This window comes from Moorena sp. SIO4A5, from assembly GCF_010672005.1.
Taxonomy (GTDB): Bacteria; Cyanobacteriota; Cyanobacteriia; order Cyanobacteriales; family Coleofasciculaceae; genus Moorena.
In genome coordinates this window covers 1-13,874 of sequence record NZ_JAAHHZ010000053.1, presented here as the reverse complement: position 1 = coordinate 13,874, position 13,874 = coordinate 1, and the positions used below count along the sequence as shown (strand labels likewise).

Sequence of the window (13,874 nt, the reverse complement as noted above, 5' to 3'; positions counted from 1 at the left end):
AAACCGTTGGTATTTATTTAGCAATGAAAAAACATCTGTAATTGTGGTTCATAAAATCCTATTCATTGAGGATGACGATTTTAATCGAGAAGTTATCACTGAATACCTTCAGTTGCAAGGGTATGACGTTTGCGCTTTACCCCATGGGTTAACCATTAAACGAGACCTCGCCGACTTTCAACCTGACTTGATTCTGCTGGATCTCAAATTACCAGAAGTTGATGGCTTTACCTTGATCGAAAAACTCAAGAAATCCCAATGGGCAACAATCCCTATAGTTATCCTTTCTGCCTACTCCTTCCCAGCAGACAAAAAGCGAGCTCTCAGACTAGGAGCTCGTCGTTATCTAGTCAAACCAGCGCTTCTCAGAGAAATAGAACAAGCCATAGAGGAAGAAATAACCAATTGATATCCAGTCAGCTTTTTTTGTCATTTGTCTTGAGAGCCACAAAGTTGAGCCCCCTGCCAAACACTCTTGTGGTATACAATACCGATGGTACCGGAGATGATATGAGTTTGAAGTCTTAGGCAGGACTTACGCAAAACTAGGCCAGAAGTTCCCTTAAGTAGTAAGTAGGGTTGGTTAATAACGCACCCTACAGATAAGGTTGTTGCGTAAGTCCTGTTAAGGAAATCATTGACATTGATTGTCTCATCAGTCATGGAATTAGTTTTTTTGATTCTGCTGTAGGAGAAATTCCTGAAGGATTTCGCTCAGGTTCTCTATAGACCGTCCCATCTTAGCAATTTTTGCTTCTGTCTGAGACAGTCCGAGAACTGCATTTTGAAGTTGGTTGGCTAGACTTTGAATCTCTTCTCGATAACGGTTTTCGAGTTCTTCTACGTTCATGATTTATTTTTGATTACTTAATCTACACTATCAAGTATTAGGTTTGCGTTAGGGTTTACGTTCGAGTTTACGTTTATGTTTAATTTCGTTAAAATCCTAGGATTATTTTTAAATTAAATATCAATAAATATAACGATTAAATTTTCATAAATGAGATGCCTATATAATTACCGGTATTAGGAATTATTAAAATTTATGTTTGTCCAGAAATTGTTCAAAGATATCAGCAGCAAGCTTTGGAGTTTATTTTCCAAGGTAATCAAAGAATAAAACCAGCCAAGCAATTTCCAAGAAAAATGCTAATCATGAGCCAGTTACTTTTTATATAAAAAAAATTTTTATATACGATATAAACTGTATATTTTCGCCTTTAATTACTAACCAAACCCAGATTACTAAAGATTGTGTGAAGTAGATGGCCTAAACTATAAAAAACAAGCAAAAATGATGAAGATTGCGATCGCTCAACTCAACCCCACCATTGGTGATATTACAGGCAACGCTCAACAGATTCTTGAAGTAGCCAAGACTGCTGCGAGTCAGGATGTGCGTCTGTTGCTGACACCAGAATTATCCTTGTGTGGCTATCCACCACGAGATTTGCTGCTCAATCCCAAGTTTCGAGAGTCGATGACTACACAAGTGCAACAACTAGCTCAGCAGCTACCAATGTCTCTAGCGGTTTTGGTGGGGACAGTAACACCGAATACCAAAGCAGAGCTTGCTGGTGGCAAACCTTTATATAACAGCATTGCTCTACTAGAGGGGGGAAAAGTACGGCAGATTTTTCACAAGCGACTCTTGCCCACCTATGATGTTTTCGATGAAAACCGCTACTTTGAACCAGGACGGGAGAGTAATTCCTTCACCATTGATCACCAACCATCACGAATCACAACTGAGAATGCCCACTCCCCAATTAAAATCGGTGTTACCATTTGCGAAGACTTGTGGAACGATGAAGAGTTTTGGGGCAAACGCAGCTATCAAGTCAATCCCATCACAGACTTAGTTCAACAGGGTGTAGACCTAGTGGTAAACCTGTCCGCCTCACCCTATAGCGCGGGTAAACAGAAAACTCGGGAAGCAATGTTGCGCCATAGCGCTAGCCGTTACCATACACCTATCCTCTACGCCAATCAGCTAGGAGGCAATGATGACCTGATATTTGATGGGTGTAGTGTAGCATTTAATCAGGCTGGTGAGATGGTATGTCGCGCCCGTGCCTTTGAAACAGACTTAGTCATTTTGGAATATGACCGAGAAACACAGGATCTGGTCACCCCACCAGAAACAACTATACAGTCTCCACCATCGGCAGCCATAGCACCAGCCCCAGCCAGCCTAGACGAAGAAATTTGGTCAGCCTTAGTCCTAGGAGTCCGGGATTACACCCGTAAGTGTGGTTTTAAAAAAGTCGTAATTGGTTTGAGTGGTGGGATTGATTCTGCTCTTGTAGCTGCTATTGCCACCGCCGCCTTAGGAGCAGACAATGTCTTGGGGATTCTCATGCCTTCTCCGTACAGTTCTGACCACTCCGTCAAAGATGCTCTCTCATTAGCACAAAACCTAGGTATTAAGACTCACACCCTAGCTATTGGTTCCTTGATGCAGGGGTTTGACCAAACCTTAGCCTCCCTATTTGCCGGGACAGAGTTTGGTGTGGCTGAAGAGAATATTCAATCCCGAATTCGGGGCAGCTTACTGATGGCGATCGCTAATAAATTTGGCTATCTCCTGCTCTCTACTGGCAACAAGTCAGAGATGGCAGTGGGTTACTGTACCCTCTATGGTGATATGAATGGTGGATTAGCTGTAATTGCCGATGTTCCCAAAACCCGGGTCTACTCCCTATGTCGGTGGCTAAATTCTAAGGCAGAGGAGTCCCAGGTTAATCAGGATTTGCAGGTTAGTAGGGTCAAGGTTGAACCTTCAGACTCCTCTTCTAACCTTCAACCTGATCAGCCTCAACCGGCTAACCTAACTGACTCGAACGCCAAAGGCGAACAACCTTTAAGCCAAACAGAAATTATTCCTTCTAACATTATAATTAAGCCCCCTAGCGCTGAATTAAAACCTGGTCAAGTAGACCAAGATTCCTTGCCATCCTACGATATCCTAGATGATATTCTGGAGCGACTGATCCACCAGCACCAAGCCCCGGAGCAAATTATTGATGCAGGTCATCAGCCCGAAGTGGTTAACAAAATCATCCGACTAGTCGCTCGTGTTGAATTTAAGCGCCGACAAGCTGCCCCAGGCTTAAAGGTTACTGACCGCGCCTTTGGTACTGGCTGGCGGATGCCAATTGCTAGTCGTTGGCTATAGGATTAGTCTATCTCCAACGTATATCTGCTAACAGTCAGCATATGTGGAAACTCATTGACGATTTGCTAGAGCTTTCGAGAGTTAGCGGTGACCCGATGGAGCAACCTTTTATTTTACCTTTCCACCCTTCACAAATTATTGGTTATAATAACACCATTGCTTCGTCTCCTCCACACCTGAAAACTATGGCCATCACTACTGATCTAATGATTAGCACTAGTTAAATTACAATTGATGATCTGTTTGCAAACATAAAAATGGCAAAATGGCAGCCATGTGTTTCATTTTTAATGCAAATCCAAACATAAAAATGGCAAAATGGCAGCCATGGGTTTCTTTTTTATGAAAATTCAGGATTGAAGATGGCTAAGGTTAATTATGGCGCTTAGTAAATTTAAGCTGTTAGGAATTGAATTTACAGAAATCGCAGCTTGTTTGCCCCCATGCTTGACGCGGGGGATGAAAATAAGTTAGGGGATGCACACCCCTGGTCTACTTTGTTTGTGATTAGGAGGTGATCTAACTAGTGCAATACGGGACAAAGAAAATATTATTATCTGGATTATTGTCTGGGAACATACCAGATGAAACTAATGACCTACTTGTTTTATGGTGTGAACCAGCCAACAACATGTACAAGCAGGCTTGGTAGGCAGTAAGACAGACTTCTAAACGAAAACTGTCAGTATTACACTTACTTTGATGCTTATGATATGTACCGAGTTGGTCGAAAACACAAGAGTATTCCTATGGTCAACTTTGCAAAGATTTCCAGGATAATCCGCACTACAAAGCACCTCCTGTTCACCAAGGTCAACAGGAGGTGCGACCCGTGGCGAATTTAATTCTTAATGGGTCAAGCGCACCTATACTAAAGTCGGTAGTTGAAGCCTGCTTTTCTTATAACCAATTATAATCTCCTGTGCTTGACGCGGAGGATAGTTCAATTGTTTTAACTAGTTCTAGATCTGTTGGGATTAAACCTAAAATTACCTGAATTATACATAACCAACTATCCTCCGAGTCAAAAGCTTCGAGTTAGGAGCTTCGAGTCAGAATAATTGATTTTCCAGGAATTTTTAGGAGAAATTGGCTTGGGAATCCACTAATCGTTATTGCTCCTCCCACTAACCTTGCTAAATTATTGTCCTGATTTCTGAATTTTGGATCATGTATACTCATCAAAATTTGCCCATTAATTACATCAAAATGAGGTAAACTTAAGCTAGTTGTATTTCTATAAGGAGATTACTTATCTCCTAAGACACAATCTTTCTAATCAAGTAGAAAATTATTGATGAATAGATAGGGTAAATCTATGAATAAACCACTGCGAGTTTTGATTGTCGAAGACTCAGAAGATGATGCTGAGTTGCTAGTGGTTGAACTAAAAAATGGTGGCTACGAAGCAATTTATGAACGAGTGGAAGCACCAGGAGCAATGAACGAAGCCCTAGATAATAAAGGGTGGGATCTGGTGATTGCTGATTACTTCATGGCTAAGTTTAGCGCCATTAGTGCCTTACTCCTCTTACAAAAAAAAGGCTTAGACTTACCGTTTATTATCGTCTCCGGCTCGATTAAGGAAAATATGGCAATCGCTGCTATGAAAGCGGGAGCCCATGACTATTTACTTAAACACCAGTTAGCACGATTAGTTCCGGCGGTGGAGCGGGAGTTAAGAGAAGCAAAGGTGCGCAAAAATTACCGGAAGGCAATCAAGAGGTTACAAGACCTGACGTTTTATGACGAATTGACCGGTTTGCCTAATCGGACATTGTTTTTATACTACCTTCGCCAGTGGTTTAAGCCAGTAAAGCCAATTCACAATCGCAAATGTCTACCGATGGCATACCCGATTCTACCAACTCTTTGCTGGGATGAACCAATTGTTGGAAACACTCAGAAGGATAATGTATTTGCTGTGCTATGTCTGACTCTCAGTCGCTACCTACTTATCCAATACAGTCTAGGTGATCTACTCAGTGAACAACTCCTAGTTGCTACTGCTCAACGCTTACAGAAATGCATCGGTGATCAGGATATAGTGGCACAGATGAGAGAGAATAAATTTGGGATTTTGCTCTCGAATATCCAAGACTTAGATCAGGTGAAAGAGACAGCTGAGCGTATCCATCAGGAGATTTCCATCCCATTTGAACTCAATGGGCGAGTCGTGTCTTCTAATTGCTACATTGGTATTGTCCTGAGTACCATGGGGTATGAGCAACCGAAAGATTTGCTGCGAGCGGCAGATACGGCGATGTATTATGCCAAATTAGAAGGTATTGGCTCCTCAGAAGTTTTTCATCCTAGTATGCAACAGAGAGCTATTGAGCGACTACAGTTAGAAACCGACTTACAACAGGCAATTAAATACGAAACATTGCATCTGAATTATCAACCAATTGTGTCCCTGACAACGGGCAAAACTATTGGTTTTGAAGCCTTGGCGAGGTGGCAGCACCGTACTCGCATCAAGGTTAGTCCTAGTGAGTTTATTCCGGTAGCAGAAGAAACAGGACTAATTATCCCCCTTGGGGAATGGATTTTGCGGGAAGCCTGCAAACAGTTAAGCTTTTGGCAAGACCAGTTTCCTGATTATTCTTCTTTGAGTATCAGTGTGAATCTGTCTGGTATTCAACTCAACCAACCCCAGCTGATTGACCAGATTGACCAAATCTGCACCACCTTAGAATTGAGTGGGGCGAACTTGAAGCTGGAAATTACTGAGAGTGTGTTGGTAGATAATGCCTCAGTTGCTAGCACTATCTTGCAGAAACTTAAAGACAGAAATATAAAATTGTGTATCGATGATTTTGGCACCGGATACTCATCGTTTTCCTATCTAAATGATTGGCCAATTGATATCCTGAAAATTGACCGTTCTTTTCTTAGCAAAGGATTTCAAAAAAATGGCAAAACTTTTGATACGCTAGAAGCGATAGTTAATCTAGCTAAAAAGCTAAAAATTGAGGTAATTGCTGAGGGAATAGAAACCCAAGAACAAAAAGACATTTTGCAAGATTTAGGATGTGAATATGGACAAGGATTATTATTTGATGAAGCCCTCACTGCAGAAACTGTGACCAATTTGATGTTAACCAAGCCAGATAGGTTTTGGTAATCGCTATAGTAGGAATTAAGAAAGGCAAAAGGTTATCCCCCAATATTCACCGAAGATCGGGGGGCAAGCTTGCATGTAAAAGAGGCCAAACATGAAACCTGACTTGGAAAACAGATCCTACACTGCAAGAGCTGAGCATAAACTAGGTGATTCAGTCTTGAGCACGTCTTACGACTTAGGAAAATGGGCGTTGCTCAATCAAGTAATGAATAGGAGTAGAGTGGGCATCCTGCCCGCGCGAAATAAGGAGGAAACTGGCAAGATGCCAGTTCTACGCAAGATGCCAGTTCTACGCAAGATGCCAGTTCCACCAAGATGCCCATTCTACCTCACTCTTAAAATCATTCCATTATTCAGCAACGCCGGAAAATGCACTCAAGACAATGGACTGAGCACTCAAAACTCAGCACTCAGTTTGCTTAAACGTTTACTAATTGCCACAGCGGTGCTGTTGGCTGTTGTCCCTACCACAACTAGTTGCAGTCTATTGGAACGGCAGCCTCGGTCAAACTCTACCTTGGTCTACAAAGGACCAGTTAGGCAGGAGGTGAAAGCTGGTTCATTGATACCAGGGACTGATATTCGGTACATCAGTAGGACGGAGGATAAAACTGCTGAAGTGTTGATCAATGGACAGCGGGCATTTAAGCGCAGTGGTGACTCTCTAGACTGGACTGGAAGTCCTCTGAGGGGAGTCGAAATGCGCCTCAACCAGCGGGTATTAGTTTATAGTGATGAACGCCTACAGGCTGGTGGTACTGTTCGTCTAACGGTAGATGGGGTATCTTCTAAACCTGGTTGGGTACCGCAGGTACCGGCTCAAACAAACCCCAGTCTAGTGGTTTACAAGGTTCCAGTTTTATACCGAGTCAAGCAGGGAGAAACAATTCCTGGTACCACTTTGAGTTATACCGGCAAAACCGACAAAGGTGCGCAGTTGGGTGGATTACCGACCGGAGAGTCTCCCTACCGCCAAGGGGGTGACTCGATTAGTTGGCGAGGAGAATTACGCCCTAGAGTTTATCTCGATTTAGTAGTGCGTACTACCTTATATAACGAAGACCGTCTGAATGTGACTGGCTTTGCAACAGTTATCCTAGCAATCGGTGGTTGAGGGTTGTTGGCTCTTGGCGTCCCTTTTTGGAGTTTGGATGTTAGAGTTGAGAGTTGAGATGGCTACTTAAATGGCGGGAAGACCCTACATTGGTCGATGGATAACTCTAATGCGATCGCAACTGATAATCAGCATGCCCTGAAAAAACTGGCGTCGGCAGTAGAAGCCTCTCAGGGACAGTTCAAGCTGATTTTAGCCCGCTGTAATTATATTAGGGTGCGTTTCCGTTTGGTAGCGCAATTATCAACACTCTGGGACCTTGACATTCATACCGTAACCCTTAAGCCATCAGACAACGTGCTCTATGACACCATTCGGTCAATAGTGGGAGAAGAACGCCCTAGTGCTGTGATGGTGTTGGGCTTAGAATCGGTGCAGAATCTAGCACAGATGCTGAGTGTTACTAATCAAGTGCTCGAAGAGTTTCAGAAAAATCTTCCTTTCCCCTTAGTGTTATGGATTACAGATGACGTTCAGCAGCAACTAACCCAGTTTGCTCCAGATTTCGAGAGTTTGGGGACACCGATAGAATTTGCGAACGCAACAGAAACCTTAATTACTGAACTCCAAGAGACTACCGATGCTATCTTTGACTATATTTTAAAATATAATATTATAGCATATTTTGTCCCTACTGATATAGGTATTCTACGTTACCGGGAAATTGATGCTGCTCTGAAGGATTTACAGCATCGCGGTGAAACCCTAGAACCTGCGCTCAAAGCTAGTATAGAATTCCTTCGCGGTCAACAGGCCTATGCTAACTCTCAGTTGGGTAGTGCAGTAACTCACTATGAGCAAAGTTTGGCATTTTGGCAACCAGCGCCAAGGGAGACTGAGAGATGGGGAGATTACCAGATCAGGAGATCAGGAGATGGGGAGAGTGGGAAAAATGTTTCTTCATCTAATTTAGATAATTTAGAAGATGTAAATAACTTAGAATATCTAGATAACTTAGAAGATGTAAATAACTTAGAATATCTAGATAATTTAGAAGATATAAATAACTTAGAAAACGGGAGTGATACTACGGTAAATGAGATTACCGTTTCTGATCAGCAATTCCTGGAGCGTCAGGGAATCGTCCTGTTTTACATTGGGTTGTGTTATTTCCAGCAGGGGGAAAAGTCTCGGGAACCAGAAAACTGTCTCTATTGGAACGATGCTAGAGGATTATTCCAGCAGTGTCTTGATAGGTTTGAGCAGTTGAATCGTCATGATTTAGTCACTAAGTTGATCAATCAACTAGGTGAGGTGATGCAACGTCTAGAGGATTGGGATGATTTGTATCACTTAGCTCACAATGCCCTAGGGTTACAGCAACGCCAAATCCTATTAGGGGCGCAAGGTCTGGCACCACTAAAAGCCCAAGCTTACGGATTTTTAGCAGAAGTCGCTCTTAACCAATCTCGTTGGCAAGAGGCTAAGCAAAATGCTCAGAAAGCATTAGACACTATAGCGACAGTTTCCTCTGGTGTGGCACAAGAGGGCACAGAGGAAACAGAGGAAACAGAGGGTACAGAGGGCACAAAACCATGTCTTAACTCAGGAGTCGGCATTCAGGAGAATGCACTCCAGACAATGCACTCACTTCAAACTAGTCTGTATCTACTACTGTTAGCTCAATCTGAGCAACGGCTAGGTGAAGCTGAAGCTGCACTCCAACACCTAGAACAGGCAAGGGTTATTGCACCTCAGGATAATCCTCGGTTTTACAGTCGGATTTTGCAGGGATTGCGATCGCTTTATTTCCAGCAGGGGCAGTATCTCCAAGCTTTCCAACTTAAGCAATATCAACAATCGTTAGCGCAACAGTATGGTTGGGGAGGGTTTATTGGTGCTAGTCGATTACAGCCACGACAACGGATAAGGTTGGTGGGGTTGCCAACAAATTTGATCGGAGCGCAACGCCTTGCCCCCCTAGAGGAGGAGAATAGAAAAACTATAGCGCTAGAAATTGCGGCATCTGGGCGACAGCAGGATGTGAATCGCTTGATTGAACGGATTGGAAGCAATGATTACAAGCTAATTGTGATTCATGGGGAATCGGGGGTGGGCAAGAGTTCTCTGGTGAATGGGGGATTAGTACCAGGGTTGAAACAGACTGTGATTGGTACAGAAGATGTGTTGCCTGTAGTGATGGCAGTCTATAGCAATTGGGTAGAAGAATTGGGACGGTTATTGGCAGAGGCATTAAATAGAATAAATTTAGAGACATTGCATGGAACATCTCTACAAAGTCCAGATATTATTATACAGCAATTGCGGCAAAATGAACAGCACAATTTGCGGACAGTACTGATTTTTGACCAGTTTGAAGAATTTTTCTTTGTTTACCTGGATAAAGCTGAGCGACGGCAATTTTTTGAATTCCTAGGAGAGTGTCTTAATACTCCGTCAGTGAAGGTGATTCTGTCGATGCGGGAGGATTATCTCCATTATTTACTCGAATGCGATGGACGTTCGCGTAGCGTCGGCTCTGCCGAGAGTCCCGCTTTCAGCGAACGCGCAGCATGGTCGGGTAGCGCTAATCCCATGCTGAGTATGGAAATTATTGGCAATGACATATTGAGTAAGCATGTGCGCTATCCTTTAGGGAATTTTTCCCGAGATGATGCCAAGTCGGTGATTGAGCAATTAACTAAACAATCGCATTTTTACCTGGAACCAGCTTTGATTGAAGAATTGGTACAGGATTTAGCTGGGGAGTTCTCGGAAGTACGTCCGATTGAATTGCAGGTAGTAGGAGCGCAATTGCAGGCGGAAAGTATTACTACCTTGGAACAATATTGGGAAGGGGGTTCAAAGCAAGGATTGATGGCGCGGTATTTGACTGGAGTAGTGGAGGATTGTGGACCACAGAATCAGCAGGTGGCGGAACTGGTGCTATATTTACTGACAGATGAAAAAGGGAATCGTCCACTGAAGACCAAGGCTGAGTTAGCTAATCATTTAGGAACAGAAGCTGATAAATTAGAGTTGGTGTTAAGGATTTTAGTAGAGTCGGGGTTGGTGGTTAAGGTACCGGATATTGTTGCTCACCGCTATCAATTGGTGCATGATTATCTTGTTTCTTATCTACGACAACCAGCACTGAAGTTAGATGAGTTAATTACAAAACTAAAACAAGCTGATCAGGCTAAGCAGGTATTGGAAAATACTAACCAAAAAGCCACCCATCAGATTAAGATTGGGTCAGCAGTATTGAGCCTTACATGGGTTAAGTAAAAGGACACAACAAATTGGCTCTAGCTTCGGTGACACTGATAATTTTCATGAGTCATTTTACTAACGTACAACAAATTGTACCACTTCCACAAGCAATGCAGTCGCTCATGGGCAGCGACTGCATCAACATAATATAGCAGGCAAAGGAAAGGAAAAATTGCCTCAAACTCAGACATTCAGGATCTGCAGCTGCTAAACCTAATCACCGCAAAACCCTATCGGTATTAGCGGCTTTGGGAGGCTGACTACGACGGATATCCCGCCAAATTTGAGTAGCTGCTAATGCTCCATCGGCAGCAGCAATGACAACCTGATTCAGTCCTACCTTTAAATCACCAATGGCAAAGATACGAGGATGGGAAGTGCGGGCCATCTTATCTGTAACCAGATTCCCTCCCTTTTTCTCCAAATCAAATGTATCTAGATATTGGGCATGGTATTTGGAACCCATGGAAATCAAGCCAGCTTCTAACTCAATTACTCGACCATCGGTTAATTCCACTCCAGTCATCTGATGGTCTTCCCCTAAAAATTGCTCAACTGGGGTTTCTATGATTTGATAACCCTGTTGTTGTATTTTTTGTCCCAATTCATCATTTACCTCGAACAATCCTTGGGTAAATAAAGTAATTTCAGAAGTAAACCAACCCAGAGGAAAAACTACTTCCGCATTACCTGCAGTGCTAGCAAATACCCCCACCTTTTTATCAGCCATTTCATAACCATCACAAATGAGACAGACCTGGAGGTTATAACCTGCGTAATCATAGACATTTCGCATATTTTACAAGGCTGGCAAATAGTCAATAATGCCACTAGCAGCAATCAGATATTTAGCCCGAAAGGTATAGTATTCACTATTGTTTCGACCGACTTTTACTCGCACAGCAAAGGTCTCACCCTCATCAATTACTTCTTCGACAAAAGCATCTAGTAAATCGCCACCGATAGACAAATAATGCTCTTTACCTTGTCTAAGAACAGAACGACCAGGGGTATCGGGAGGTAAACCCAGGTAGTTGTGGAGTTCCTGCATCCAAAAAGAGCGGGCTTTGCCTTTATCGATAATCAAAGTATTGAGTAAGTAACGCTGGAGATAGATTCCCGCAGAGAGACCTCCTGCGCCACCTCCCACAATAATTGTGTCGTAAATTTTGTCAGTGGATTCTTGAAGATTTTGTTTTTTGAGTTTCATGATATTATCTCTGTAGTGATTTGGAAGATAGCAATTATCTATGCCATGAGGTACAAAGGGATCCCCCTAAATCCCCCTTATCAAGGGGGACTTTGAGGTTGATAACCATACCTCATAAATCCTAGAAACGCTATAAAAACTATTAGAATTAAATTTACATTTAATTTAAATGTCCTGTTTTAACGTAAATTAAACAGCCTTCTTTACTAAAGGGAGTATGAGTACTGCCATGAGGATTACGTATCCAAGTTCCTTTAGGATAAGTTCCATGTTCATCTTCAAACACCCCGTCAATTACATAAATTTCTTCTCCCCCAAAATGACTATGGTGTTTAAAAACAGTTCCAGGTTCCCATTTCACTAGGGCAACATTCTCTGTACTATGAGTATGTAATGGCATTACCTGTAATCCTTTAACTAAACCTGGAACCCAAGAGTTGTTAGTTGTATCGATTACTACTCGCTCTTGATCTTCAGGAGACATTTGCCATAGTTTCACCAGAATCGTACAACCTGATTCACTCTTAGGAGTATGGCTTGAACCTACGGGATTGCGGACATAAGTACCAGGGGGATAATCTCCTTTTTAATCAGAAAATATGCCATCTAAAACCAGAAATTCTTCACCACCACCATGAGTATGAGCAGAAAAGGAACTACCAGTTTCATAGCGAACTAGAGACGTTGCTCTGGCTACTTCCTCTCCATCCCTTTCCAAGATCCGACGCTGTACACCGGCCATAGGAGAATCAACCCAAGGTAGCTCTTCGCTATAGACAACAACTCGTTGACTTAAATCTGCATGAATCTGCATGGTAACCTCCTGAAATTAGGTTTATTGTTGGAATCTCTAATTATTGCTTGAGATTGCTACTATCATCACCTGTCCGACTACTTATAGCGGTTTTTAATTGGGTGAGGTACAGAGTCCTGGGTTTTAGGGAATATTGATTGAGCAGTTGTGGGTTGTTATCAATAACTTGAGCTCTTCCCCAAATCTTTAATCGGCGACGGTGAGCGTAATCCATCAAAAATAGAAAAACGCGATCGCTTTCAGACAAGTTACCGACACTGATGTATTGCAGATTTCCTTGAAAATCCACAAAACCCAAGGTTTTATCGTCCAGAACTTTGAGGAATCCTTTAGGTCCTCCACGAAACTGGATGTCAGGCCAACCGTTACTGTTGACTTAGTAAACTATCGAGTTGTCATAGCAACCAGCACTCCCAGTAACTCATCCACAGGTGTTAAATAGCGGTCATTAAGATCCACCATCGCCTTGCCTTCTTGTGTAAGAGCCAGGAATCGCCACACTTGTCCGGTTGTAACAGTTCCATATACTGTTCGCTCAGCCATCTCTGGCTCTTTTTGGTTAACCAATAGAGCTGCATACATTGTGGCGAGGCATTGAGGGAGTCCTTCATTAATATTTTCGTTTTTTGCCTCTACCACTACCACCACTGGAGCTTTGATCGTTAACTTATCTGGGTTATCAGTAAGGATGAAATCAAAAAATCCAGTAAGTCCCTGTGCTGGATCTACATTAAAGTTTTTGCCAGAAAACAGACTAATACGAGGGTTTATGACTGTAATTTCACTTAAAATAGGAGCGATTAGATATTCAGAGCGAGCTTTTTCAGTATTGATAGCAGTTGCTAGTGGCACAAAGCGTCTGAGAGCTTCCTGAAGAAAGTCACTGGGGTAAATTGGGTCTGCTTGAATCAGAGATGGCACAGGTTCTAGCATATCAATCCCTAGAGAAGCTAGTGTGTCTAGAGATTTAAAATCACTGTAGGACATTCACATCTCTCCTAGGTTTTAAACTTGACACTTGTTACTTGTTACTTGTCAAAGGTCAATTTTAAAGTAATACTTAACACTTAACAAGTAATAATAATTCAGCCAAATAATCGATAATTCCTGGAAATAATACCGAATTGTTTGGCTGCTCAAGCTCTTATTTATAGCTAATTAACCTGGATTTATACCTTAAAAATTACTAACTCAGAAACGCAAGGTACTAGACTTGGT

General features: G+C 42.4%; 11 protein-coding genes and 2 pseudogenes. 6 read left to right on the top strand and 7 right to left on the bottom strand.

The genetic code is table 11. The features are described 5' to 3' along the window. Positions 1 to 43: 43 nt before the first annotated feature. Positions 44 to 409: a response regulator gene (locus F6K57_RS17645; protein WP_293024747.1), complete on the top strand. Its 366-nt coding sequence runs from the start codon at positions 44 to 46 to the stop codon at positions 407 to 409. A gap of 258 nt (positions 410 to 667) precedes the next feature. Here the strand turns inward: F6K57_RS17645 and F6K57_RS17640 are convergent, their stop codons facing one another. Beyond that, the gene (locus F6K57_RS17640; protein ID WP_293039650.1) at positions 668 to 850 is read right to left on the bottom strand and encodes a hypothetical protein; all 183 of its coding nucleotides are present in this window, start codon (positions 848 to 850) and stop codon (positions 668 to 670) included. Between the two features lie 447 nt (positions 851 to 1,297). Between F6K57_RS17640 and F6K57_RS17635 the strand changes: the two genes are divergently transcribed. From F6K57_RS17635 to F6K57_RS17615, 5 genes are all read left to right on the top strand, one after another. Beyond that, on the top strand, positions 1,298 to 3,178 hold the full coding sequence (locus tag F6K57_RS17635; protein WP_293069618.1) for an NAD+ synthase: 1,881 nt from the start codon (positions 1,298 to 1,300) through the stop codon (positions 3,176 to 3,178). Between the two features lie 41 nt (positions 3,179 to 3,219). Continuing rightward, positions 3,220 to 3,402 (top strand): hypothetical protein, encoded by a 183-nt coding sequence (locus tag F6K57_RS17630; protein WP_293024753.1) that lies wholly within the window; start codon positions 3,220 to 3,222, stop codon positions 3,400 to 3,402. Positions 3,403 to 4,496: 1,094 nt separating this feature from the next. Beyond that, positions 4,497 to 6,305 (top strand): GGDEF domain-containing response regulator, encoded by a 1,809-nt coding sequence (locus F6K57_RS17625; protein WP_293039646.1) that lies wholly within the window; start codon positions 4,497 to 4,499, stop codon positions 6,303 to 6,305. A gap of 91 nt (positions 6,306 to 6,396) precedes the next feature. Beyond that, entirely contained in the window at positions 6,397 to 7,419 is a 1,023-nt protein-coding gene (locus tag F6K57_RS17620) for a hypothetical protein (RefSeq protein ID WP_293069572.1), read from the top strand. 96 nt (positions 7,420 to 7,515) lie between these two features. Beyond that, entirely contained in the window at positions 7,516 to 10,647 is a 3,132-nt protein-coding gene (locus F6K57_RS17615; RefSeq protein ID WP_293069570.1) for a hypothetical protein, read from the top strand. 202 nt (positions 10,648 to 10,849) lie between these two features. Here the strand turns inward: F6K57_RS17615 and F6K57_RS42030 are convergent, their stop codons facing one another. The 6 genes and pseudogenes from F6K57_RS42030 to F6K57_RS17590 all read right to left on the bottom strand — a co-directional run bounded on the left by F6K57_RS42030 (position 10,850) and on the right by F6K57_RS17590 (position 13,643). Beyond that, complete coding sequence (locus tag F6K57_RS42030) at positions 10,850 to 11,428, bottom strand: FAD-dependent oxidoreductase (protein WP_364303355.1); 579 nt, start codon at positions 11,426 to 11,428, stop codon at positions 10,850 to 10,852. Positions 11,429 to 11,431: 3 nt separating this feature from the next. Continuing rightward, the gene (locus F6K57_RS42025; RefSeq protein WP_364303352.1) at positions 11,432 to 11,842 is read right to left on the bottom strand and encodes an FAD-binding protein; all 411 of its coding nucleotides are present in this window, start codon (positions 11,840 to 11,842) and stop codon (positions 11,432 to 11,434) included. Positions 11,843 to 12,002: 160 nt separating this feature from the next. After that, positions 12,003 to 12,341 carry a cupin domain-containing protein gene (locus F6K57_RS17605; protein WP_293024778.1) on the bottom strand — a complete coding sequence of 113 codons (339 nt, stop codon included), beginning with the start codon at positions 12,339 to 12,341 and terminating at the stop codon, positions 12,003 to 12,005. Next, a pseudogene (locus tag F6K57_RS17600) lies at positions 12,342 to 12,656 on the bottom strand (cupin domain-containing protein); the annotation flags it as partial. A gap of 40 nt (positions 12,657 to 12,696) precedes the next feature. Continuing rightward, positions 12,697 to 13,020 (bottom strand): annotated as a pseudogene (locus tag F6K57_RS17595) (pyridoxamine 5'-phosphate oxidase family protein); the annotation flags it as partial. A 20-nt stretch (positions 13,021 to 13,040) separates the two neighbouring features. After that, a complete protein-coding gene (locus F6K57_RS17590; RefSeq protein WP_293039909.1) occupies positions 13,041 to 13,643 on the bottom strand; it encodes a hypothetical protein in 603 nt (200 codons plus the stop codon). Between the last annotated feature and the right edge of the window lie 231 nt (positions 13,644 to 13,874).